Here is a 24,940-nt window from a genome sequence, read left to right as displayed (position 1 = left end):
ATAATTGCGAGACCATGTAACCGTTCAGGACGGACTGAACGGTTACGCATCCAGCCCACGGAAACTCGCCTTCCGTGAGGGGAAAACATTGCAAAAAAGGCTGTTTATGGTATAATGAGTGTCAGTGGGAAGATCATGTCCGCACATTTTTTAAATGGAGAATTTCAGTCATGAATTTTAGTTACATCGTATAATGATTCGATATTGGATGGGGTCCATATTGGATTTTTACTTAGTTTAAATGAAATTATCCGTGCATGCTATTGATCGTCAATTCGGAAAACGAGCGAAAGGATAGAAGATATGAAAAAAAGAACGATTGCTCTGCTGATCCTTTCTGCCTTAATATTGTGTATATTATCCGGATGCAAAGAGAACAGCAGAGTAGTAAACTATGATGGTCAGGACGGAGAAACTACAACCATTACCTTTTTTGGGAATAAGTATGAACCGGAAAATGTTACGGTCATAGAGGAGATCATTTCCGGTTTCATGACGGAGAATCCTGGTATCCGTGTTTCCTATGAAAGCCTGAAAGGGACCGAATACTTTGAAGCCTTAAGAAAGAGGATGGCTTCCGGCAAGGGAAACGACGTTTTTATGGTAAATCACGATATCTTGCTGGAGCTGCAGCAGAGCGGGCAGGTGGCGGATCTGTCATCACTCAGCGTGATCCCGGAGTATACCAGGCAGATGCGCAGCCAAATGGAGGAGAACGGGAAAATCTACTGGATGCCTACCACGGTATCGGCGTTTGGGCTGTACTGTAACATGGATTTACTCAGAAAACACGGGCAGGAGGTGCCTCAGAATCTCGGAGAATGGGAAACGGTCTGCGGCTATTTCAAAGACAGGGGGATTACACCGATGATTGCTAACAATGACATTTCCCTGAAGACACTGGCCATCGGGTACGGATTTTACTCTATCTATCAGGAAGAGGTGCAGGCAGAAGTATTTGCTCGGATTAACAGCGGTGAAGAGACGCTGAGCCATTATCTGAGTTCCGGGTTCTCCATAGTGGAAAGTTTTATCCGGAAAGGATATATTGACGGAGAAAAGGCACTCGATACGAAGAAAACCTCCGATGATCTGAAAGAGTTTATCAAGGGAGAGTCTCCTTTTATGCTGACGGGGGCATGGGCGGCCGGGCGCGTCAGCGCGATGCAGCCGGAGTTCGGCTTTGAGGTGCATCCACTTCCGGTTTTAGAGGACGGTTCCCTGCTGGTGATCAATCCGGATACAAAATTGAGCGTAAATGCCGGCAGCGGGCATATAGATGCTGCTATGAAATTTGTAGAGTATTTTACCAGGGCGGAAAATATACAAAAATTTGCAGATCAGCAGTCTTCATTCAATCCGCTGCAGGGGGCAGATCCGTCACCGGCGCAGGAGATCCTGCCGCTGGTGTCCTGTTACAGAAGCGGGCGTACGGTGATAGGCACGGACGCATTGCTGGATCTGCCGATCTGGGAGCTGACTGCTGAAGCGTCACAGAAGCTGCTTGCGGGGGAAGCGCTGGATACAGTCATGGATTGGATGGATCTGCAGGTGGAGGAGGACAGGATGCCTTGAAAAAGAATGAAGCAACAGAACCAAAAAAATCAAAATTGCTGATTGTGACCGCAGCGCTTGTTACAGGCGTTTTGCTCAGTACCATTACAGCCTTTTTCGTAAGGGCGGTACAGAGCCAGCTGTGGCAGCAGTCGATGGCTTCCATTCTTGAGAGTACCCAGCAGGGGCGCAACACGCTGCAGATCCAGCTGCAAGGGGAATACGAAGTAATGGGAACCGTGGCGGCCCATTTAAGTGGGTTTACCAGTTCGCAGGCCGACGAACTGGACGAATGTTTAAGGGATTACAGTGCGGTGGACACAGGCATCCTCCTGTACCTGGAGAATGCAGCATGCTATCCGGATGATGTGGGGATCGATGAAAACTTAACGGAAATACTGGCGAAGAATGACCGGAAACAGGGAATTATTGCCCCGCATATCAGCAGTGTTACTGGCGTCAATGTGTTTAACCTGTATGTGCAGGTGACGCTGAAAGACGGTACAAAAGGATATTTGCTCAAAGAGTTTGAGGTGGATCGGATCGTCGACACTTTTACTGTTTCGTTTTATCAGGACACAGGCTTTTCTTATGTGCTGGATACAGAAGGCAATGTCCTTATCCGGCCGCCTCATCCCAACAGCAACAAAACCGTACAGAATCTCTTTGATATGCTGCAGGTACCTGAAAACAGCCACACCGGGCTGGAGCGTTTTACACAGTCCCTAAAGGAGGGGAAAACGGGATGGGCCACCTTTACCTATCAGGGAGAAAATACTGTTTTCTGCTATATCCCTTTGAAGCTGGATACTGACTGGTATTTGGTTTCCATTATCCCTTCCGCTGTTGTGAATAAGCAGACCAGCCAGATTATAATGCGCACCTTTGCCTTGATTGGCTGTATTATCCTGGGAATAGCCCTGCTGGTTCTGCTGTATTTCCGTTATGTAAACCGGGCGAACCACAGGCTCCGTAATCAGGCGGAGTATATCAGTCACCTGTATAATGCTGTTCCTGAGGGAATTGCCTTAACGACATCAGAGGAGCCGTACCGGTTTCTGCAGGTCAATGAGGAGGGGTTACGCCTTCTGGGATTTCCGAAAGGATCCCCGAACGACGTCCTGGAAGGGAAGAGTCTCCGCAGCATGGTATATCCCGAGGATTATGAAAGAGCGGTGCAGCTGTTTCAGGATGCCGCAGAGAATGGGCATAAGAATGTTTTTGAAATCCGGGTCAGAAAAAGGGCGGATTCTTACTTTTGGGCGGCCGGGATTGTGGAAAAAACTCTGGATGAAAATGCTCATCCGGTATTCATCATTGCCATTCATGACATTACCGAGGAAAAATTGGCAGAAGAAGAGGCTAAGCGCAGGGATCTGCAGGAGCGTTTAACACTGGTGGGAGCGATCTCGAATGCGTATCCTTTGATCATCAGCCTTAACCTGTCCCATGATACTCTGAAGTTTGTGTATATCAGGCCGGGACTTATGCTCTCCATTGGAGGACAGCAGTCTTACAGTGAGTTGTATGCCGATATGGCGCCGTCCATTCACGAAGATCATCGGGAGCATTTTAAGCAGCGTTTCGCGCCCGAATACCTTCTGGCTGCCCTGGGCGGAGAAAGAGATGAAATCAGCGGGGAATATAAACACCTGCTGGCGGATGGGAAGTATCATTGGATCTCTACTCAAATCATTGCGGTAGACAATCCCTATTCCGAGGATAAGCTGGCGATCCTGATTTCCCGGCGGATCGATGAGCAGCGGTATGAGGAGGAACAACAGCAGCAAACTTTAAAGAGTGCATTAGAAAGCGCCAGGGCCGCCAATGTGGCTAAGAGCCAATTCTTATCAAATATGTCCCATGATATCCGTACACCCATGAATGCTGTCATTGGGATGGCTGCGATTGCGGCCGCGCATCCGGATGATCCGGACAGAGTGGCGGACTGCCTGAAAAAGATCGATATTTCCAGCAGGCATCTGCTCAGTTTGATCAACGATGTGCTGGATATGTCGAAGATAGAGAGCAGGAAATTGTCAATCAGAGAGGAGCCTTTTAATTTTGCTGAATTGGTAACGGATGTCATTGAACTTTTCAGGCCGCAGACGGCAGAATGCCGGCTGAAGCTGGATGTGCATCTGGCTGTATTGGAGAACGAAGCAGTAATAGGAGATTCTCTCCGTATTCGGCAGGTTTATATCAATATATTGAGCAACTCGGTGAAGTACACGCCTTCAGATGGGAAAATACGTGTGGATGTGCGGCAGGTAAAGGAGAGTCACAACGGATACTCCAGCTTTATATTCCGCTGTTCTGACACGGGAATCGGAATGAGCGAGGGGTTCCAAAAGAGACTATTCGAACCTTTTGAAAGGGTACAGGATACTACCAGCAGCAAGATTGTCGGTACCGGGTTTGGGATGGCCATTACCAAAAACCTGGTGGACTTGATGGACGGGAGTATCCGGGTGGAGAGCAAACTGGGAAAGGGGTCTTCCTTTACCGTGAGTATTCCGCTGAAGCTACAGGCAAAAGGACCGGAGACTGCCCCCCTCGAATGGAGCGGGGCACGATGCCTGATTGCGGACAGCGACCCGCAGGTTAGTGAAAGCATGGTGGAACTGTTGGAAGACATGGGAATGCATGCCAGTTCTGCCGCCTCTGGGGAGGAGGCCGTTTCCTTTGTTTTACAGGCGAAGGATACGCAGGATCCGATTCGGCTGGTGATCCTGGGTCTGAAGATGCCGGATATGGATGGGGGTGTTGCCGCACGGTGTATCCGGGAAGCGGTGGAAAATGATATTCCTGCGGTCGTCCTGACTGCATACGATCAGGCGGAATTAGAGAGCGAAGCCCGCAGCTGCGGAGCAACAGCAATTCTTACCAAGCCTCTTTACCGTGAGAAAATATCCAGTCTTCTTAGGAAGCTAAGCGGGGACGAGGAAGCGCCAAAACCGATGTTCAATGGAACTGCCGGAGATTTCAATGGAAAACGTGTTTTGCTCGTAGAGGATAACGAAATAAATCTGGAGATTGCACGCACACTGATAGAAGAGAGCGGCGTCCAGGTGGAGGAGGCATATAACGGAGAGGAAGCGGTGCGGAAGGTGTCGGAATCTGCGGAGAGGTATTATGATTTGGTTTTCATGGATATCCAAATGCCGGTTATGGACGGATACCAGGCAACAAAGGCGATTCGGGCTTTGAACCGGGATGATGCATTAACCCTGCCGATTGTGGCAATGACGGCCAATGCGTTTGAAGAAGACGTATGTGACGCGCTGCAGGCGGGAATGAACGTACATCTGGCGAAACCGGTTGATGTGGCGGAACTGGGACAAGTGCTGCAGTGATTCCTTGGTCAGAATATCTAATACGGCAGGTATCTTTAAGCAGCAGGGCAGGATGTTTTCCTGTATAAACGGGAAACAGCTCCGCAGCATACAGTGGCTACAAGGTACTAAAAAAGGGAACTGTGTACAAATTACTTTGTACAGCAGTTCCCTTTTTGACCGATACGTTTTGCCTGGTAATGAAATTATCTGTTATTCTTCCACATTTATACAGGAACACAGGTAACTATGAAACGCTTATCCAGCTGCTTTTTTCGGTGCCGTCTTAGGATAATTAAAAATATTTTTCTTAATAATATTATAGTAAATAATACAAACGATAATCGTACTCGTTGTAGCAGTAGGCGTTGCCAGTGAAAGATGGAAAAGTGTTGCGCCTGCCATATGGCTGAAAATATAGGCGGCTGGTACACGCATAACCCATGAATCCCAGAAAGCCTGGAAAAATACGAACTTTGTTCGGCTGCAGCCATTGTAAAATCCCATAAAGCAGAATAAAATACCAACCTGTATACAGTCAATAGAGAATCCTTTGAGATACTGTGCCGCTGCTGCGATAACTTCGCGGTTCGAGGTAAAAATTGAAGCCAGAACATCACCGTGGAAGCATACAAAATAGAACACGATAAGTCCCGTTACTACGGAAGTCCCCATACCATAGAAGAGCGTTCTCTTTGCTCTTTCCGGTTTCCTTGCCCCCATGTTCTGCGCAATAAATGCAGACATTGACTGCATGTATGAGATCGGTATCAATAACACGAAACTAACAACACGCCATGCAATACCGTATCCGGCTGACATGATGAGCCCCATGCCGTTTGCGAATGTATTGACAGCGAGAAATGAAATCTGTGTAACAAGATCCTTCATTGCTACAGGTGTTCCAATGGAAAACATCTCTTTGATCATATAATTATCAAATCGAATGTGGCTTAACTTGAAGACGAAAGGAAGCTTTGTAAAGCGGATTATAATAATTGATAAAATCAGACTTATAGCCTGAGCGCTTACGGTAGCAATAGCTACACCTTTTACTCCCATATCAAATACGGAAACTAAAACAACATCACCAATAACGTTAATTACACAGGCGATGATAACGAAAACCAACGGAAGAATAGAATTGCCGATACCTCTGAATATACAGCTCAGCAGATTATATCCGACAATAAAAACCAATCCTCCGCAGCAAATCGACAAATACTGAACGGCAAAATCATGAGCTTCTGCAGGCACGTTCATAGCACTTACCAATACTGGTGTTACAAAAACCATGATAATCGTTAGAATTACGCCAAAAACAGCAAATATGCTGATGGAAGCTCCCATAGATTTTGCGGCGCTTTCGCCGTCGTTCTCTCCGATATAACGCCCTATTGCTACAGTAACACCCATAGCAAGCCCTGTGACAACCACCTGAAGGAGATACATTACATTACCGCCCGAGGAAACAGCGGCACTTTCTGCAGGCCCACAGTAACGGCTGATAACAATCAAGTCAACTGCACTGTATAAAGCCTGTAAAAACATAGATATCAGAATCGGAAACGTAAACTTAAGAAATGGGGACAATATGGGTCCCGATGTAAATGAATTTGTTTCATTATTGTTGCTCATCTTTAAACCACTCCTCTCAATAAGTGCATAAGTACATGAATACCACAGATTTTGTTGATGCAGAAATAACCTTATAAAACAACCTTAAAAAACATATCCTAAGTATTGCTGATTATCTTCGGCATTGCTCTTTATTTTATGACGTCTACTAAAAAAGAGCCCTCGCGGACTGGGCTGAAGATCGAGCCTTTGCTTCTGCAAAACACCTGCTGGAGAGGCAGACAGCATACTTAAAATAGATGAGATACGAGTATCGGAATACTCTTAATATACATTCTTTTCCCCCTTGCCTCCTTTGACTGATAATTATCATATGATATTTATTATGTAAGATTATTTTATCATCTGGGTACCTGAACAAACAGTGAACAATGCACACGAATTTAAATAAGAAAAGACACCTTCTGATTGTGCGGTAAATATGCACTCTTAACCAGATGGTGAAAGCATAGCGGGCTGAGATTTCACGCCTCAGATTATTGATTGAGCACTCTCGAGAACTCTTATTTTAATTATTGCTGAAACGCTGACATAAAAACTTTCGAATTCTGCATACTAAATAAGTATAAACAGAACATCTTATATTTTTGGGTACTACATACCAGTATCATAAAATATAAAAAAGGTCGTATTTTGGCGGGTGTATTTTTACAATCCTTAAGAAATACTAAAAATACAAAAAAGGGGTTTCCATTTCTGGAAAAGTTTATTATACTATTGGTGCAAGTTGGGGAGAGACTGCATGAGGAAACAGAGAAATTTATCTAGACCAAGGCGTGTTTAAAAATATACTTGAAGAAAAATTTCTGCGGGGCAGAGGAGTACGAATGAGTGGAGATAAAGAGTAATATGGGTTGTGGAAGGGAGCGTAAATATGTCTGTAGATATCGGGATAGATTTGGGAACAGCCAGCGTACTGGTGTATGTAAAAGGAAAAGGGGTTGTGTTGAAGGAACCCTCAGTTGTAGCGTTTGACAGGGATACGAATGTCATCAAGGCGATCGGGGAAGAAGCGCGCCTGATGCTGGGAAGAACTCCGGGGAATATTGTTGCGGTGCGGCCGCTGCGCCAGGGGGTTATTTCGGATTATACGGTTACTGAGAAAATGATTAAATATTTTGTACAGAAATCGCTTGGAAAAAGGACTTTTAAGAAGCCGCGCATCAGTATCTGTGTGCCGAGCGGTGTAACGGAGGTGGAAAAGAAAGCGGTGGAAGAGGCCACGTTTGCTGCAGGAGCCAGAGAAGTACATTTGATAGAAGAACCGGTAGCGGCTGCGATCGGCGCGGGGATTGATATATCCAAGCCCTGCGGGAATATGATTGTGGATATCGGAGGCGGGACTGCGGATATAGCAGTGATTTCGCTGGGCGGTACAGTGGTCAACACTTCGATCAAGATTGCAGGGGACGATTTTGATGAGGCAATCGTGCGTTACATGAGAAAGAAGCATAATCTGCTGATTGGTGAGCGCACGGCGGAAGATATTAAGATTAAAATTGGGACAACATATCCTCTTGTCGAGGAAGAGACCATAGAGGTCAGAGGACGGAACCTTGTGACAGGACTTCCGAAAACAGTCACGGTGACGTCTTCGGAGACTGAGGAAGCGCTGAGGGAGGCTACAGGGCAGATTGTAGAGGCAGTAATTGCCGTACTGGAACAGACACCGCCGGAGCTTTCCGCGGATATTCTGGACAGGGGTATCGTACTGACCGGCGGAGGCGCCATGCTGCGCGGTCTGGAGGAACTGATTGAGGAGAAGACAGGGATTCATACAATGACCGCCGAAGACCCCATGAAGGTTGTAGCGATTGGAACAGGTCAGTTCGTAGAATTTATGAGCGGCAGGACTGACTTCTAAGGGAGAAAGTCAGGGTGGGACAGACTGCTTCAGACGGTGCAATGCGCTGTCGAAGGGGTCTGTCTTAACTTATGTTACGGAGGAGCCTGCCGGACGTTCCGCGGATACTCTGCGAGACGAAAGGCTCCGGTTAGGAGGAAATTTTGGAAGTAGTCACCGGATATGTGGAGCATATTGTGTTCCGGAATGAGGACAATGGATATACGGTATTTAATCTGGAAAATGAAGACGGGGAGACTACCTGCGTTGGCAGTTTTAACTATATTAATGAGGGGGAGATGCTGGAACTGCACGGGGAGTTTGTGAACCACAGTGTGTATGGAAGCCAGCTCAAAGTGAACTCCCATGAGGTAAAGGAGCCTGAGGATCTTGTATCTATAGAACGTTATCTGGGATCCGGGGCCGTGAAGGGGGTTGGAGCGGCGCTGGCAGGGAGAATCGTGAGGAAGTTCAAAGAGGATACGTTCCGCATCATTGAGGAGGAACCGGAGCGTCTGGCTGAGGTGAAGGGGATCAGCGAGCGGAAGGCCAGGGAGATTGCCGAGCAGGTAGAAGAGAAGAAGGATATGCGCCGGGCGATGATCTATCTGCAGAAATATGGGATATCCACGACTCTCGCCGTTAAGATTTACAAGTATTATGGAACGAAGCTGTACCAGGTGCTTGAGGAGAACCCGTACCAGCTGGCGGATAACATAGAAGGCGTGGGGTTCAAGACGGCCGACGAAATCGCTTCCAGAATAGGGATACATACGGATTCGGATTTCAGAATCAGAAGCGGTATTTTTTACACGCTGCAGCAGTCCACCCTGGAGGGACATGTCTATCTGCCCCAACAGGTACTGGAGGCCCGCGCCGGGCAGCTTCTTGGGGTGAACATCCAGGATGTGGAAAAGTATATCATGGATCTCTGCATTGAGAAAAAGACGGTGCGCAAAGAGGCGGAGGGCGAGATCAGGATCTATCCGGCCCGCTATTATTACCTGGAACTCAATACGGCCAGGATGCTGCATGATCTGAATATCGACTGCAATATGCCGGAGGACATGATGGAGAAGCGGCTCAGAAAGGTGGAGCGGCAGGAACAGATTTCCCTAGACCCCATGCAGCACAGGGCGGTGATAGAATCCATCAAGCACGGGCTTCTGGTCCTGACCGGCGGGCCCGGGACCGGTAAGACGACTACAATTAATACCATGATCCAGTTTTTTGAGAGTGAGGGGATGAGCATTCTGCTGGCGGCGCCTACAGGAAGGGCCGCTAAAAGAATGACAGAGGCCACCGGATATGAGGCGCAGACGATCCACCGCCTCCTGGAGGTCAGCGGGAATCCGGAGGAAGAGGGCAATGTAAATGGCTTTATGCGTAACCGGCAGAATCCCCTGGAGACGGATGTGCTGATTATTGATGAGATGTCCATGGTAGACCTTCCGCTGATGCATGCCCTGCTTTCAGCCGTTGTGGAAGGCACCCGGCTTATATTAGTGGGGGATGTGAACCAGCTCCCTTCCGTGGGACCCGGGAGTGTTCTGAAGGATATTATCGCTTCGGACTCGTTTCCGGTGGTAACGCTGACAAAGATATTCCGTCAGGCAGGCGAGAGCGATATTGTTGTGAACGCCCATAAGATCAATGCCGGGGAACCTGTCGTACTGAACAACAAGAGCCGTGACTTTTTCTTTTTAAAACGGCAGGAAGCAGATGTGATTATCAGTGTAGTGATTACCCTGATTCAGAAAAAGCTTCCCAGGTATGTCGATGCACTGCCCACGGAGATTCAAGTCATGACTCCCACAAGGAAGGGACTGCTGGGGGTGGAGCGGCTGAATACAATCCTGCAGCGTTATCTGAATCCGCCTTCTCCGGAGAAAGCGGAAAAAGAAAGCGGGCAAAGATTGTTCCGTGTTGGGGATAAAGTGATGCAGATAAAAAATAACTACCAGCTGGAGTGGGAAATCTGCACCAAATTCGGACTCACTGTGGATAAAGGCATGGGAGTCTTTAACGGAGATATGGGGATTGTGAAGGAAATCAATTCCTATGATGAATCCATGGTTGTCGAGTACGATGAGAAAAGAACGGTAAAGTACCCCTTCGAGATGCTGGAAGAACTGGAACTGGCATATGCCATTACGGTCCACAAATCTCAGGGGAGCGAATATCCTGCGGTAGTGATACCGCTGCTGCAGGGACCGCGCATGCTATATAACAGAAATCTTTTATATACGGCGGTAACCCGTGCAAAAAAATGCCTGACAATAGTGGGGAGTGAAGCGACATTTCAGGAAATGATACAGAACAAAAACGAACAGAACCGTTACACAAGCCTGGCGGAGTGTATACGCGGATTTTAAATCTGCTCTATCCGCAGGTCTGTCCGTTTTGCGGCAGAATATCGGAACAGGGGATCTGCAGTGCCTGTAAAAAGAAGATTATCTATGTACAGGAACCACGATGCATGCGCTGCGGCAAGCCGCTCGAAAAGGCGGAACAGGAATACTGCAGGGACTGCGCAAAACATGATGCCGCCTATGAACAGGGGCGGAGCGTATGGGTGCACAGGGAGCCTGTTTCGGGCGCAATTTATCGGTTCAAGTATGGAAATAAAAGGAATTACGGCCGGATATTTGCCGGGGAAATGGCGGAACACTGCGGGGTTCAAATCAGAAGGTGGGGAGTTGAAGAGATCATCCCGATTCCGCTCCATCCCGCCAGAAAAAGAAAACGTGGATATAATCAGGCGGAAATACTGGCTGAGGAGCTGGGCTGCCTTCTTCATATACCGGTTAGGAAAGACGTGCTTTACAGGATACGCAAAACCAGGCCGCAGAAAAGCCTCAATGGCACGGAGAGAATCCGCAACCTGAAAGGGGCCTTCGGGGTGTCCGGAAAAGAGACGGTAAAGGCAAAAGTACTGATTGTAGACGACATCTATACGACCGGCAGCACGATCCGCAGATGCGCAAAAATGCTGAGACTTGCAGGAGCTGAAAAAGTGTATTTTTTAACTATAAGCATTGGACAAGGACTCTGAGTATATGCTATACTAAAAATGATGTTTATCTTAAAAGGAGATAAGACTCCCACCTTTACAGGTGGTTAAGAAAAATTAAATTTAGGAGGGAGTCTGGTCTCCTTCCGGAATAAAGCCGCCGGCGGGCGGCAGAGGCGCGCAGAAGTATGATGTCATGCAGAGCATGACGCGTGCCTCGCCGCAAGTACGCCAAGGCGTGCCTGCACTGAAAGAAAACTTAGAGGTGAGGAAATGTTAGATAAGGAGCGCATCAGGCTGATGACAAAGATGGCGGCATATGAGAACACTCTGGCGCCGGATGATTTGAAAATCAGCAGTTATTATAAGAAAGATTATTCAAGTCTCAACACACTGATCACAGCGATCTGGGTCACGATCGGATACGCCATTGCCGCAGGTTTGGTTATCCTGTGCAGCATCGACGCAATGCTGAAGGATCTGACGGTTGCAAAGCTGATTATAATCGCGGCTGTCGTGGTGGGTGCATATATTATCTTACTTGTGGCTTACTGCGTATGTGCCAGCAGCTTTTACAAGTCGAAGCACAATAAAGCAAAACAGCGTGTGAAAAAGTATTACCGGGATTTATCCCGCCTGGGAAAGATGTGTATGAAGGAGAAAAAATAAAATATGAGTACTTTACTTGTCTGGAAAGAGCAACTGCAAAAAATATATGCGAAGTATTCCACATATATAATGAAAGCATTACAATTTATTTTAGGACTCTGTGTCTTCGGCCTGATTAATTCCAACATCGGTTTTATGAAGGCGGCGTCGTCTATTGTCTGTACTGTGGGGCTTTCCGCAGTCTGTGCATTTCTGCCGCTGGTGGTGATGGTGATCGCAGCCACGCTGCTGGTACTGCTGCATTTTTATACCTTATCCATGCCCATAGCTCTTGTATCTCTGGCGATTTTTCTGATCATGTACATCTTTTATTTCCGGTTTACACCGAAAAAAGCATGGCTTGTTCTGCTGACGCCGGTTGCGTTTGCACTGAAGGTTCCGTTTGTGATTCCGGTTGCCTTTGGCTTACTGGGAACGCCGGTCTGTGTGCTTCCCGTTGCATTTGGGACGATTGTTTACTATATGCTGCATTTCGTAAAGATGTCATCCACCGCCCTCAAGGGAGGGGATGCAAAAGGCCTGGTGGACAGCCTGATGGTTTTCACAAAGCAGTCTCTGACCAATAAGGAGATGTGGGTGATGGTGATTGCGGCTGCCGTCAGTCTTCTGATTGTATATGCCGTACGCACAAGATCCGTTGACCATGCATGGAAGATCGGATCGGTCGCTGGTGCGATTGCAGGCATTGTCATCGCTGCTGCGGGGAATATTACACTGGACGCGCATCTGTCATACGTTACAATGGTGGTCAGCGGTGTTGCAGCGATTGTGGTTGGGCTGGTGCTGGAGTTTTTGTTCTTTTCTGTGAACTATTCCAGAACGGAGCGTATGCAGTTTGAGGATGATGAATATTATTATTATGTAAAAGCCGTTCCGAAAATTGTAGTAGCTGCACCTGAGATGAGTGTGAAGCATATTAATGAAAGACAGGACCAGAGTGAATGGCAGGAGTCACAGGACAGCCAGGAGACGGTGCTGATTGATACTTCAAATGTACAGAGGGCGGCAGGGGAGCCGCATGCGCAGAGAAAGCGCCCGGCGCCAAAACAGGGGGAACACGCGAAAAAGATAGATCACGCCAGGGCGGCGGACGAGATTCTGCTGACAAGAAGCCTTACCAAAGAATTGGGTATAAATCTTGAAGATCTGGAAGATAAATAATACCTAAGGGGAACTCAGGGACTTATGTTCTTTGGGCATTAAATGAATAAAGGGAGCAGCATTCATAATTAAGACAGGAGGTGGCAGAATGGAACAGTGGATCAAAACGTTTTTTGACAACTATGTGAGCGACATGTACTTTCCGAATGTTCACCTGACAGATATCATAGAGATTATCATTGTATCGATCATCGTCTACGAGATTATGCTGTGGATTAAGAATACAAAGGCATGGATGCTTTTGAAGGGCATGATCGTCCTTGGCTTGTTTATACTGGTAGCTGCTATATTTCGGATGCATACCATATTGTTCCTTGCCAGAGAGTCGATCAACGTTCTGGCAATAGCCGCTGTGGTGGTTTTTCAGCCGGAGCTGCGGCGGGCGCTGGAAAAGCTGGGGGAGAAAAACCTTCTGAGCAATATCAATCTGTTTGACAGAAGCAGAGAAAACCAGAGGTTCTCCGATGTAACGCTGGAGAGTCTTGTAAAAGCCTGCTTTGACATGGGGAGTGTATGTACAGGGGCTTTGATTGTAGTAGAGCAAGCCATCCGTCTTACGGAATATGAGATGACCGGAATCGAACTGGACTGCAAAGTCTCTTCCCAGGTTCTGCTGAATATATTCGAACATAATACTCCGCTTCACGACGGAGCTGTAATTATAAGAGGAGACAGAATTACTTCAGCCACATGTTATCTGCCGCTTTCAGATAACATGTCAATCAGCAAAGACCTGGGGACCAGGCACAGAGCTGCATTGGGGATGAGTGAAGTAAGTGATGCACTGATTATTGTTGTATCCGAGGAGACGGGCCAGGTTTCCGTTGCGATGGGCGGGCAGCTTGCGAGAGGAGTTACGCCGGAATACCTTGCCACAAGGCTGAACCAAATCCAGTATAGAACTGCGGAAGGCAAGAAATTTACTATACGGAAAGGACGGCAGAGGCATGAAGAAATATAAGTTTACGAACAACCTGGGGCTGAAGATTATGGCACTGGTTTTCGCTGCCCTGTTGTGGCTGATCGTAGTGAATATAGATGATCCGGTGGAGTCGACGACCTTCCGGAATATAGATGTTACGGTACAGAATACCGAGGTTGTGACAAATGAAGGAAAGACCTATAAGATATTAGACGACACACAGAAGGTAAGTGTGGTAGTGCGTGCGAAGAGATCAGTTTTGGCTAAGCTGTCCAGCAGCAGTATCATTGCGACGGCGGACATGAGTGAGATGCAGATCAGTTCACTGATTCCCATCACAGCAACAGTTCCAGGTTATGAAGGAAAGTATACCGCGGAAGCAACACCAGGCAACCTAAAGGTTAAGATAGAGGATCAGACAAAGAATCCATTCCCGGTGAATGTCAGTGTGACGGGCATACCGCGTGACGGGTATGTAGTCGGCAATACGCCGACCAATCCGGCGAAGGTTACCGTGAGCGGGGCGGAATCACTGGTCAACAGTATTGATAAAGCGGTGGCAAAGGTGGATGTATCGGGATTGTCCAAGACGACAGTACTGCAGGCCGAGCTTACCTATTATGACAGCAACGGCAATCCGGTGGATAAGAGCCAGCTGAAAGATAATCTGGGGGAGGATGGCATTACCGTCGAGGTGGAGATACTCAATACAAAGAGCGTAGCATTGAATTTCAATGTTATGGGGACTCCGGAAGAAGGATATGTGTACAGCGGCCTTACCAGTGAACCGGAGCGGATTCAGGTCTGCGGTACGGCGGAGGCCCTGAGCGGGTTCACCGAACTGGACGTACCGGCTTCAGAGATCGACATCAGCGGAGCTACGGAAAAGCTGGAGCAGACGATTGATATTGTGCCATATCTGCCGGAGGGGATAAAACTGGTAGACGAGACCGCCAATAATGTTGTAGTAACCGTATCCATTGAGCAGGAAGGAACCCGAACGATTGAGCTTCTCGCAGAATCCATCCGGGTGAATAATGTGCAGGATAATCTCAGGGTATCCTTTGAGGACAATACAGATATTCAGCTGCAGTTTAAAGGCGCTCAGGAAGCACTTGAGAAATTGGATGTGAAAAATGCAGTATATATAGATTTAAAGACTTATACAAAACCGGGGTCATACGAAGTGCCGGTAAACGTGGATCTGGATATGGACGGCGCGAATGGTTCCAATATTACATTGCTGAAGAATCCAACGGTAAAGGTTACTCTTACTGAGAAAGATGAAAAAGAGGAGCAAAGCGTAACAAAGGAAGAATAACGGGAGGAGAGAGTTCACATGGTAAGCGAAAAAGTTACGATAAAGAACCCTACAGGCCTGCATCTCAGGCCCGCAGGCCTGTTCTGCAGAACTGCCATGCAATATGGCAGCAAGATTACGGTGGAGAAGAAAACAAAGTCCGAGGATGTAACAGCGAATGCCAAAAGCGTGTTAAGCGTGCTTGGCGCCTGCATTAAAAGCGGAGATGAGATTCGGATTATCTGTGAAGGAGACGACGAGGAAACCGCACTCCGGGAGATGGTACGTATTGTAGAAGATGGTTTAGGAGAATAGAATACAGTCTATGATAAGGCAGAAATAAGGAGAAAAAGATGAGTAAAGCTACATTAGTGATTATGGCGGCTGGTATTGGAAGCAGATTCGGCGGGGGCATTAAGCAGCTGGAGCCGGTTGGGCCGAACGGTGAGATTATCATGGATTATTCGATCTATGATGCCATGGAGGCAGGATTTGACAAAGTTGTATTTGTAATCAGACGGGATCTGGAAAAAGATTTTAAGGAAGTGATTGGAAACAGGATTGAGAAGGTAATCGATGTCGATTATGCCTTCCAGGAGGTGGATGATATTCCAGAGCCTTATAAAGAGCGGTTTGCCGGAAGAACAAAGCCATGGGGAACCGGTCAGGCGATTCTCTGCTGCAAGGATGTGGTGGACGCGCCGTTTCTTGTGATCAATGCGGATGATTATTACGGTAAGCAGGCATTCAAAGAAGGGTTTGAATATCTCACGGCGGAGTCCCGAAGCGATGGTATGGAGATCTGCATGATCAGTTTTGTGTTAAAAAATACACTGAGCGACAATGGGGCAGTGACCCGCGGTGTATGCAGCGTGGATGAAAATGGCATGCTTGCAGACATCGAGGAGACCCATAACATCGAAAAAGTTGACGGCCGGGCGGTCGTGCAGAAGGAATGCGGCAGCCGGGAGATTGATGTGGAGTCTCCGGTTTCCATGAACATGTGGGGACTGAGGCCGGACTTCTTCCAGATACTTGTGGATGGTTTTGAAGAGTTTTTGAGTATGACAGATGAGGAGAACCTAAAAGCCGAATACCTCCTTCCAACGATTATAGGGGAGCTGCTGGGAGAAGGAAAACTGGCCGTTAAGGTGCTGAAGTCCGGGGATAAATGGTTTGGAGTAACTTATAAGGAAGATAAAGATGCTGTGGTTTCAGCGGTAAGGGGACTTGTTGATGCGGGAGTATATCCGGAGAAGTTATTTTAGAATTGAGTGAGAAGAAGGCATGTGTATCCATAAAAAAGGATGCATATGCCTTTGTGCTTGAAGTGTTCTATTGACAAGGGCAGGAAAAAGTATATATACTTAGCAGGTGGCAATTGTTAACTACAGAGAGGAGATGCTAGATGTTAAAACACATAAGAAGATTAATTGCGGCGGTACTTGGTATTGGTATGATAACGCTCGGAGCACCGGTCAGTGGGACGATTAGCAATGCAGCAGCGATGGGCGGAGATCCGATAGCACAGGATATTCAGAATATAGATGGCAGTGAACCGGACGGGGGCTACTGCGAATACACAGACAATAATGTGGAAAAGGCAGCGGGGGATGAAGCAGCAGATAACGGCGCTGATTTTGCAGCAAATAGTGATCAGTCTACATCTGAAAATTCTGGCAATTCAGAAGGCGGTGAAGCTCAAACAGAAGACGGGGGAAAACGTGAGAACAGCTGGAGGTATGAGGACGGAAGTCCGATTCCGGGGATTGAGCTTTACGCACAGCATCCTAATGCATGGGAAAAGGTGAATGGTGTTTATGTCAACAATACCGGAAATATAATTGTGGGGGCAGCGAAAAAGGGGATTGATGTCAGTGAACATCAGGGAATAATCGATTGGAATAAAGTGAAGAGTGATGGCATTGATTTTGCCATACTGCGTTGTGGATACGGTGATGATTATTCATACCAGGACGATGCACAGTGGGCAAGAAATGTATCAGAATGCGAAGGCCTTGGAATACCATATGGAGTATATATTTATTCCTATGCGACCGATATCACAATGGCGAAAAGTGAGGCAGCGCATGTTCTGCGCCTTTTAAGGGGACATACACCATCCTATCCGGTATATCTGGATATGGAAGACAGTTCCACAGCAGGCGTCGGAACAAAGATGCTGGGCAGTATAGCAAAAACTTTCTGTGATACAATTTCAAATGCAGGTTACAAAACAGGAATATATGCAAATCTGGACTGGTGGAGCAGGCTTTTGACAGATCCTGTATTCAATAACAGTTCATGGTCGAAATGGGTTGCACAATATAATACTACCTGTGATTACAGCGGAAATTACGACATATGGCAGTGTACCTCTTCAGGGAAAGTGGATGGAATCAGCGGAAATGTGGATCTGAATTTCTGGATGGATGATACCCTGCCTTTTAAAGATTTAAGCAAGGACAGCTGGTGTTATGATGCTGTTTATTATATGTACTGGAATGGATTGATGACGGGGCTGAATTCCACCACATTCGGTGCCTCTGAAAAAGTGAGCAGAGGGCAGTTCGTAACAATACTGTATCGTATGGCAGGGTCACCGGAGGTGTCATATTCACCCAGATTTCCAGATGTAAAGAATAATGAGTTTTATACAAGCGGGGCTTTATGGGCGTCATCGGCAGGAATTACTACGGGATATGAAAACGGATATTTCGGACCGGGAGATGAAATCACGCGTGAACAGCTGGCAGTTATGCTGAATAGATATGCAAAATACAGAGGTTATAATGTATCAGCTGGCGGCAGTCTGGATCAATTTCCAGACGGGAAAATGACAAGCCAGTTTGCAATGGAAGCGGTTAAATGGGCCGTAGGAGCAGGCATTATAAGCGGAAACGGTGATGGTTCACTGGCCCCGGGCAGCTCGACTGACCGTGCAGCGTGTGCGACGATGCTGATGCGCTACATGACAGGAATAGAAAAAAGATAAAAGTGAGGATATGTAATGGAAGTTACAATTATCATTCCAAATTATAATGGCAGGCATTTTATGGAGCCATGTTTGAAATCTCTGGCAAGGCAAAGCTATCAAGATTTCAGGATACTTGTTGTAGACAACGGTTCGACGGACGGAAGCCTGGATTATATGAGAAGCTCATATCCAAACATACAAGTAGAAGCGCTTGATAAAAATTATGGATTCAGTTATGCTGTGAATAAGGGCATAAAGATGTCTGATACCCCCTATGTAATACTTCTGAATAATGATACAGTTGTTGAAAAACATTACGTAGAGGAAATGGTCAAGGCAATGAAACGAAGCTGTAAGATTTTTTCGGTGAGCAGCAAGATGATCCAATTATACCACCCGGATCTGATCGACAGTGCAGGGGATCTGTATACACTGCTGGGCTGGGGGATCTGCCGCGGAGTAAGTCGGTCAGTAAAGAATTATAGGAAGACAGACCAGATTTTTTCTGCCTGCGCAGGAGCTGCAATATACCGGAAATCTGTTTTCGAAAAAATAGGTTATTTTGATGAAAGCCATTTTGCATATTTAGAGGATATAGACATAGGCTACCGAGCAAAAATTTACGGATATAAAAATACTTACTGTCCAACAGCGCTGGTTCGCCATGTGGGCAGTGGTACAAGTGGATCAAAGTATAACACGTTTAAAGTAAAACTGTCTGCAAGAAACAGTATTTATCTAAATTACAAAAATATGCCAGTATTTCAGTTGGCATTGAATTTTCTGCCGTTGACGGCAGGTTACGTAATGAAGTATCTGTTTTTCTGTAAAAATGGATTTGGAAAGGATTACCGTGATGGACTTAAAGAAGGACTGAAAACTTTGAATATGTGCCGAAAAGTGCCGTTCCAGTGGAAATTCTTTTTCCATTATTGCCGGATAGAATGGGAACTTTTTGTGAATACATGGGCTTATGCCGCAGACTGGGGACAAAGAAAACTGAAAAAGAAGTCTAAATAGACAGTGACATAAGAGTAGGGCCGGAGTCTGGAGTGTTTCACCACTGCAGACTCCGGTTTATCAGGAGAACTATAAGATGAGAGTGAATGATTTTTTTAAGAAAAACAGGACTGTTTTTATTGCTGCGGGTATTTTATCATTTCTGTGTTTTATTTATATGCTTGTAAATCCGGGGGTATCAATTGATGAAGAAACCTGGATACAGATTGAGGAACCTTTTACTAAATGGTTTGTCCAGGGTAGATGGGGAATTGATTTATTTAACTTTCTTTCCATGGATAATGGGCGGTATGCGCCAGTTTTATGGGATATCCTTGCTATTATCTTATGGAACGCAGGTGGAGCACTGTTTGGCTTCACCTTATTTGGAGATAAAGCAAAAAAAGTTCCGCTGTTTTTTTTTCAGGCTTACTTCTGCTCTTTACCGTTTGTGATGGGTGAAATGTTCTCTTTTTCTATGTTCAGTTTACAGATTGCGTCAGGGATGTTGTGTACAGCAGTGGGATTTATGTTCAGTGTTGAGGCAATTGAAGAGAAATGCCGAAGAAAATGGTTGTATGCATTGATTATGCTGATTTATGCGTTTGCTGTTTATCAGGCTTACACCTGTGTTTACGTGACTGCGGTTGTGGCGTATTGCCTGAAAAATTATCTGGATGGTATGGATGGCCTCGGGAAAAAACTTGTGAGATGGGCCGGCGTATTTGCTGCCGGCCTTGCGGGGTATTATGGTATTAATCTTCTGCTAATGAAATTATTCGGAGCATCTACTTATCTGGCAGATAATTACGTGGGATGGTTTGAGGAGGGCGGTATTGGGAAGGCTCTGTTTATGGCACTGGCTAATGTTGCAAGGGTATCTTTTGCAATTCCGGTTGGTGAAGAGTACATATACGGCGGCGAAGTGATCCGGATAGTTACTGTTTTATTTGTAGTTTTTGCAGTGTGGAGTTTTCTGAAAGAAAAACATGCGGTAAGGAGGCTGGGCATTCTGTTTTTTACAGTCGCGCTGACGGCCGCCCCCTTTATATTATATCTGGCCCTCGGCACCTACAAGACGCATGGCCGTACTCTGTTGGGACTGGCCCTTTCAGGTGCTGTTGAAATGTATCTGATCCTCTCTGTTTTGAAGAAGCCACTGCTTAAGCGGCTGGGGATGATTGGCGGGGCCTACTTGCTGTTTTTAAATGCGAAAAATATGAATATGCTTTTTTACTCGGCAAATGTGGCCTATGAATATGACAAAAATGTTGCGAACCAGGTGATGTACGATATCAAAAGCCAGGGGATTGAGTATGACAAGAAAGCAGTTGTGTTTATTGGAATGGAACCTATGGATGACGTAGGGCTCGTAAAGTCAGACACTGTCGGCAGCGCCATCTTTGAATGGGATGACGGAAATATCTCCAGGATGTGTAATTTTATGAAAACAGTAGGATATAGCCTGAACCAGCCGACACCGGGGCAGATAGAGCATGCTTTAGAGTTGACACCGGGAATGGAGCCATGGCCCGGGGAGAATAGCATAAAGGAAACAGAAGACACCGTAATTATATATTTATCAGAACCGACGGACAAGTGGTACAAAATCAATCTGGGCCGGTAGTTGGCTATTCTGTAAAAACCGAATTATATTACGGAAATATTAAGCAAATGTTAAAGAACACATAGATTTCACTTGTCCTTTTACCGAAAGTATTGTATCATATAACAGATAATGTATAACCTAATCTATGAATTGAGATTCACTATTAAAGAATACCGCAGGGCATCTCGTAATACAAGTTCTGCGTGCGGGTCTGCGGCATAGCCGCAGTATATGGTATTATATATAAACGAGCAAGGTGAAAATAATGATTAAAGACAATCAGAAATATCTGAACCGGATGCAGGTGGTATTGGACGGGCTGGTCATCATAGCTTCTTATGCGCTTGCCTGGTATCTGCGATTCAGAAGCGGACTGATGGAGGTAGATGGCTGGTATCTGCCTTTTGAAATATATATGCGGGCGCTGACGTATATTGTTCCTGGATATTTGATCCTATATGGATGCTTTCAGGTGTACACACCAAGGCGTGTTCAAGGCAGAAGACTGGAAGCATGGCACATTACCCAGGCAAATGTGATAGGACTGCTGGGCTTCATCCTGATTCTTTACCTGACAAAGCAGCCCAACTTTTCACGAAAAATGATTTTCGTGTTTTTTGTGGTAAATGTTTTTCTGGAAGTTTTGTCCAGGAACCTGATAAGATATTTTCTTCGCAATATCAGAAGAAACGGATACAACCAGAAGCATATGATTCTGGTTGGTTACAGCCGCGCTGCGGAACAATATATTGACCGGATAATGGCTAATCCGGAATGGGGATATTCCGTCAGAGGAATTCTGGATGACCATCAGCCGAGAGGCACGGAATATAAAGGCGTAAAAGTCATTGGAAGTATTGATAATCTTCTTATTATTCTGCCTCAAAACAGAGTGGATGAGATCGCTATAACTCTTGGCATTGACGAGTATCATAAGCTTGAATATATTGTAAACATGTGTGAAAAATCAGGTGTGCATACAAAATTCATTCCTGACTATAATAATATTATTCCAACAAAGCCATATACTGAGGATCTGCTAGGGCTGCCGGTGATTAACATCAGGCGTGTTCCTCTGAACAATACCGTGAATAAAGTGGTGAAAAGAAGCGTCGATATTTTTGGCGCGGTTGTGGCAATTATATTATTTTCACCCATTATGCTGTTTACTGCACTGGCAATTAAAGTGACATCCCCCGGTCCGCTTATTTTTAATCAGGAAAGAGTGGGACTGCAGAACAAACCCTTCGCCATGTATAAATTCCGCTCTATGGTAGTGCAGGAGGCAGAAAAAGAGAAAAGCAGATGGACTACTAAAAATGATCCCAGAGTAACAACCGTAGGTAAGTTTATTCGCAAAACAAGCATTGATGAACTCCCACAACTTTTTAACGTTTTGAAAGGCGATATGAGCCTGGTCGGCCCCAGGCCTGAACGGCCGCTTTTTGTCGAAAAGTTCAGGGAGGAAATACCCAGATACATGGTAAAACACCAGGTACGACCCGGCCTGACAGGATGGGCACAGGTGAACGGCCTGAGGGGAGATACTTCCATTAGAAAGCGTATAGAATACGATTTGTACTATATTGAGAACTGGACGATAGGATTTGATTTTAAAATATTGTTCCTGACGTTTTTTAAGGGTTTTGTAAACAAAAATGCCTATTAGGCAGAGATCAATTTTAAGGGGAAGTGAAAATGGCTAGAAAAAAATCCAAGGGTAAACTGACAAAGCAGCAGCGTGCTTTGTTACATAAGAAAAAGATGAGAAAAAGAATTATACTGCTTGTAGTTGAAATTATTATTCTTCTTGTTTTGGGAGCAGCAGCTTATGCAATGTCCAAATTGGACAAACTGGATTTTAAGACGGTTGACACCTCAAACCTGGAGATCTATCAGGATACGGGAGAATTTACCAATATCGCGCTGTTCGGACTTGACTCCAGAGAAGGAGAACTGGACGGTGGAGTAAGAAGCGACAGTATGATGATCGCAAGCATTGACAATAAAACAAAAAATGTAAAAGTTGTATCTGTATTCAGGGATACATTGACCCAGCAGGACGACGGGACATACGAGAAGGCGAACGCCGCATATTCATTTGGAGGCCCGGAGGAGGCAATAGCACTGCTGAACCGGAATTTTGACCTGGATATCAGCAAGTATATGAGTGTGAATTTTAATGCCCTGGCAGATGTGATTGATTTACTTGGAGGTATCGAAATCGATCTGACTGCCGAGGAAGTATTTTGGACAAATGGATATTGTACGGAAACTTCACAGGTAGTAGGAAGAAAAACAACAGAACTGACCCAGCCTGGAAATCAGCTTTTAGATGGGATTCAGGCAGTTTCATATGCAAGAATAAGATATACAGAGGGGGATGATTATAAACGTGCCGAGCGGCAGAGAACTGTTCTGCAGAAGGTGGTTGATAAGGCGAAGAGCGCGAGCCTGTCTACTTTGAATAAAATTATTGACCAGGTACTTCCACAGGTTTCGACTAATTTGTCTACCAGCGATTTTGTAGGTCTGGCAGCAAGTGCTGCAAGGTATACAATCGGTGAAATGTCGGGATTTCCGTTTGATGTTACCACATCGGAAGAAGTAAGCGGGCTAGAGGGTTCTTTTGTCGTATCAATTGGTTTTGCTGATAATGTGAGACAGCTCCACAAGTTCTTGTTTGGTGTGGATAATTATCAGGTATCTGACAAGGTGCTGCAGATTGACAGTGATGTAGCTTATCTGACAGGAATCGCTGGTTCTTACGATGATAACGCCGGCGGTGCAGAAGACACGGATACTGCAGGCGGAACCGGAAGCACAGATGCCTATGGATCTACAGATACCCAGGATAATGGAGATTATGGATATACGGATGGCTCAGATAGCAGTGGCGCTGATTACGGAGATGCTGCAGGATATTAGGAGAAGTAATTATGAACACACCCACAGTAGATATTATTATTCCCGCTTACAAACCGGATATAAAATTTGAAAAGCTGATCAGAGGGCTGAAAAGGCAGTCATATCCCATACAGAATATTTTTATTATCCATACAAAAGGGGGACGATTTCCCTGGGAAGCTGTGGGACCGGACAGCAAGGTGACAGTGAAAGAGATTGAGAAGGAAGCGTTTGACCACGGAGGAACCCGCCGGATGGCTGCGGGTTTAAGTAAAGCCGATATTTTTATCTGTATGACCCAGGATGCCGTTCCGGCAGACCGTGATCTTATATTGCATCTTTCTGAGGCTTTTAAGGATGATAAAGTCGCCTGTGCCTATGCAAGGCAGTTGCCGGACGAGAAGTGTGATGTGATTGAACGCTATACGAGAAGCTTTAATTATCCGGCAGAAGGTTGTATAAAAGATTTAAATTCGGTTGATAAAATAGGGGTAAAAGCATTTTTTTGTTCTAATGTATGTGCGGCATACAGAAGAACCTATTATGATGAGCTGGGGGGGTTTGTGAAAAAGGCAATTTTTAATGAAGATATGATTATGGCTGGGAGAATGCTGAAGGCGGGGTACAGTTGTGTATATGCATCGGAAGCAAAGGTGATTCACTCACATAATTATTCTTGTATTCAACAGTTCAAGAGAAATTTTGATGTTGCTGTTTCACAGGTTGATAATCCAGATATATTTGGCGGCATTAAGTCTGAGAGTGAAGGAATCAGACTGGTGAGAGATACGGCAGGATACCTTATTAAGATAAGGAGCCCCTGGCTGATTATGCCGCTTGTAATAAAAAGTGGGTTTAAGTATCTGGGGTATAAACTGGGACAGCGTTATAAGCATCTTCCACAAAGGCTAGTAGTAAAGCTCTCCTCAAATCCTAAATATTGGAATTGAAGCAGGAAGAATACGGAAATTAAGATTGAAGTTTAGCTGGAAGTATTGTATGATTAATTGTGA

The 24,940-nt window shown here is 45.8% G+C and carries 18 protein-coding genes; 17 read left to right on the top strand and 1 reads right to left on the bottom strand.

The genetic code is table 11. The annotated features are described in order from the left end of the window. The first annotated feature begins 303 nt into the window (after positions 1-303). Positions 304-1,575, top strand: coding sequence for an ABC transporter substrate-binding protein (locus ARB69_RS10790; protein ID WP_055153073.1), 1,272 nt, complete (start codon positions 304-306; stop codon positions 1,573-1,575). Beyond that, a complete protein-coding gene (locus ARB69_RS10785) occupies positions 1,572-4,910 on the top strand; it encodes a response regulator (RefSeq protein ID WP_055153071.1) in 3,339 nt (1,112 codons plus the stop codon). Before ARB69_RS10790 ends, ARB69_RS10785 begins: the two co-directional genes overlap by 4 nt. Positions 4,911-5,147: 237 nt before the next feature. On the opposite strand, the gene ARB69_RS10780 is transcribed toward ARB69_RS10785, so the two are convergent. Further along, positions 5,148-6,527, bottom strand: a complete 1,380-nt coding sequence (locus tag ARB69_RS10780; RefSeq protein ID WP_070102401.1) for an MATE family efflux transporter — start codon at positions 6,525-6,527, stop codon at positions 5,148-5,150. 874 nt (positions 6,528-7,401) lie between these two features. Here ARB69_RS10780 and ARB69_RS10775 point away from each other — a divergent pair. The 15 genes from ARB69_RS10775 to ARB69_RS10705 all read left to right on the top strand — a co-directional run bounded on the left by ARB69_RS10775 (position 7,402) and on the right by ARB69_RS10705 (position 24,877). Continuing rightward, on the top strand, positions 7,402-8,391 hold the full coding sequence (locus ARB69_RS10775; protein WP_025655654.1) for a rod shape-determining protein: 990 nt from the start codon (positions 7,402-7,404) through the stop codon (positions 8,389-8,391). 143 nt (positions 8,392-8,534) lie between these two features. After that, positions 8,535-10,745 carry an ATP-dependent RecD-like DNA helicase gene (locus ARB69_RS10770; RefSeq protein ID WP_055153069.1) on the top strand — a complete coding sequence of 737 codons (2,211 nt, stop codon included), beginning with the start codon at positions 8,535-8,537 and terminating at the stop codon, positions 10,743-10,745. Beyond that, positions 10,727-11,425 carry a ComF family protein gene (locus ARB69_RS10765; protein WP_055153067.1) on the top strand — a complete coding sequence of 233 codons (699 nt, stop codon included), beginning with the start codon at positions 10,727-10,729 and terminating at the stop codon, positions 11,423-11,425. Before ARB69_RS10770 ends, ARB69_RS10765 begins: the two co-directional genes overlap by 19 nt. A gap of 231 nt (positions 11,426-11,656) precedes the next feature. Next, positions 11,657-12,052, top strand: a complete 396-nt coding sequence (locus ARB69_RS10760; protein WP_050640940.1) for a hypothetical protein — start codon at positions 11,657-11,659, stop codon at positions 12,050-12,052. Positions 12,053-12,055: 3 nt separating this feature from the next. After that, the gene (locus ARB69_RS10755; protein ID WP_055153065.1) at positions 12,056-13,213 is read left to right on the top strand and encodes a hypothetical protein; all 1,158 of its coding nucleotides are present in this window, start codon (positions 12,056-12,058) and stop codon (positions 13,211-13,213) included. A gap of 88 nt (positions 13,214-13,301) precedes the next feature. Then, positions 13,302-14,174: a diadenylate cyclase CdaA gene (cdaA, locus tag ARB69_RS10750; protein WP_025655658.1), complete on the top strand. Its 873-nt coding sequence runs from the start codon at positions 13,302-13,304 to the stop codon at positions 14,172-14,174. Beyond that, entirely contained in the window at positions 14,161-15,456 is a 1,296-nt protein-coding gene (locus tag ARB69_RS10745) for a YbbR-like domain-containing protein (protein WP_050640938.1), read from the top strand. Before cdaA ends, ARB69_RS10745 begins: the two co-directional genes overlap by 14 nt. Before the next feature lie 18 nt (positions 15,457-15,474). Beyond that, entirely contained in the window at positions 15,475-15,750 is a 276-nt protein-coding gene (locus tag ARB69_RS10740; protein ID WP_025655660.1) for an HPr family phosphocarrier protein, read from the top strand. Between the two features lie 38 nt (positions 15,751-15,788). Next, a complete protein-coding gene (locus ARB69_RS10735; RefSeq protein ID WP_055153063.1) occupies positions 15,789-16,703 on the top strand; it encodes a nucleotidyltransferase family protein in 915 nt (304 codons plus the stop codon). 140 nt (positions 16,704-16,843) lie between these two features. Beyond that, the gene (locus ARB69_RS10730; protein WP_055153061.1) at positions 16,844-18,430 is read left to right on the top strand and encodes an S-layer homology domain-containing protein; all 1,587 of its coding nucleotides are present in this window, start codon (positions 16,844-16,846) and stop codon (positions 18,428-18,430) included. 15 nt (positions 18,431-18,445) lie between these two features. After that, positions 18,446-19,432, top strand: coding sequence for a glycosyltransferase family 2 protein (locus ARB69_RS10725; RefSeq protein WP_050640935.1), 987 nt, complete (start codon positions 18,446-18,448; stop codon positions 19,430-19,432). 76 nt (positions 19,433-19,508) lie between these two features. Then, positions 19,509-21,038, top strand: a complete 1,530-nt coding sequence (locus ARB69_RS10720; RefSeq protein ID WP_055153059.1) for a glucosyltransferase domain-containing protein — start codon at positions 19,509-19,511, stop codon at positions 21,036-21,038. Between the two features lie 247 nt (positions 21,039-21,285). Further along, positions 21,286-22,689, top strand: coding sequence for an undecaprenyl-phosphate glucose phosphotransferase (locus ARB69_RS10715; RefSeq protein WP_050640933.1), 1,404 nt, complete (start codon positions 21,286-21,288; stop codon positions 22,687-22,689). A 29-nt stretch (positions 22,690-22,718) separates the two neighbouring features. Continuing rightward, positions 22,719-23,948, top strand: coding sequence for an LCP family protein (locus tag ARB69_RS10710; RefSeq protein ID WP_055153057.1), 1,230 nt, complete (start codon positions 22,719-22,721; stop codon positions 23,946-23,948). A gap of 11 nt (positions 23,949-23,959) precedes the next feature. Next, the gene (locus ARB69_RS10705) at positions 23,960-24,877 is read left to right on the top strand and encodes a glycosyltransferase (protein WP_055153055.1); all 918 of its coding nucleotides are present in this window, start codon (positions 23,960-23,962) and stop codon (positions 24,875-24,877) included. Positions 24,878-24,940: the final 63 nt, after the last annotated feature.

It is taken from the genome of Faecalicatena contorta, assembly GCF_001404335.1.
GTDB classification, from domain to species: Bacteria; Bacillota; Clostridia; order Lachnospirales; family Lachnospiraceae; genus Faecalicatena; species Faecalicatena contortus_B.
This window is presented reverse-complemented; position numbering and strand designations above follow the sequence as displayed.

What these genes read in the sequence shown, in the direction of transcription:
- ARB69_RS10790 (WP_055153073.1), top strand. Translation starts at nt 304, where the DNA reads ATGAAAAAAAGAACGATTGCTCTGCTGATCCTTTCTGCCTTAATATTG.
- ARB69_RS10780 (WP_070102401.1), bottom strand. Translation starts at nt 6,527, where the DNA reads ATGAGCAACAATAATGAAACAAATTCATTTACATCGGGACCCATATTG.
- ARB69_RS10775 (WP_025655654.1), top strand. Translation starts at nt 7,402, where the DNA reads ATGTCTGTAGATATCGGGATAGATTTGGGAACAGCCAGCGTACTGGTG.
- ARB69_RS10760 (WP_050640940.1), top strand. Translation starts at nt 11,657, where the DNA reads ATGTTAGATAAGGAGCGCATCAGGCTGATGACAAAGATGGCGGCATAT.
- ARB69_RS10755 (WP_055153065.1), top strand. Translation starts at nt 12,056, where the DNA reads ATGAGTACTTTACTTGTCTGGAAAGAGCAACTGCAAAAAATATATGCG.
- cdaA (WP_025655658.1), top strand. Translation starts at nt 13,302, where the DNA reads ATGGAACAGTGGATCAAAACGTTTTTTGACAACTATGTGAGCGACATG.
- ARB69_RS10745 (WP_050640938.1), top strand. Translation starts at nt 14,161, where the DNA reads ATGAAGAAATATAAGTTTACGAACAACCTGGGGCTGAAGATTATGGCA.
- ARB69_RS10740 (WP_025655660.1), top strand. Translation starts at nt 15,475, where the DNA reads ATGGTAAGCGAAAAAGTTACGATAAAGAACCCTACAGGCCTGCATCTC.
- ARB69_RS10735 (WP_055153063.1), top strand. Translation starts at nt 15,789, where the DNA reads ATGAGTAAAGCTACATTAGTGATTATGGCGGCTGGTATTGGAAGCAGA.
- ARB69_RS10730 (WP_055153061.1), top strand. Translation starts at nt 16,844, where the DNA reads ATGTTAAAACACATAAGAAGATTAATTGCGGCGGTACTTGGTATTGGT.
- ARB69_RS10725 (WP_050640935.1), top strand. Translation starts at nt 18,446, where the DNA reads ATGGAAGTTACAATTATCATTCCAAATTATAATGGCAGGCATTTTATG.
- ARB69_RS10720 (WP_055153059.1), top strand. Translation starts at nt 19,509, where the DNA reads ATGAGAGTGAATGATTTTTTTAAGAAAAACAGGACTGTTTTTATTGCT.
- ARB69_RS10715 (WP_050640933.1), top strand. Translation starts at nt 21,286, where the DNA reads ATGATTAAAGACAATCAGAAATATCTGAACCGGATGCAGGTGGTATTG.
- ARB69_RS10710 (WP_055153057.1), top strand. Translation starts at nt 22,719, where the DNA reads ATGGCTAGAAAAAAATCCAAGGGTAAACTGACAAAGCAGCAGCGTGCT.
- ARB69_RS10705 (WP_055153055.1), top strand. Translation starts at nt 23,960, where the DNA reads ATGAACACACCCACAGTAGATATTATTATTCCCGCTTACAAACCGGAT.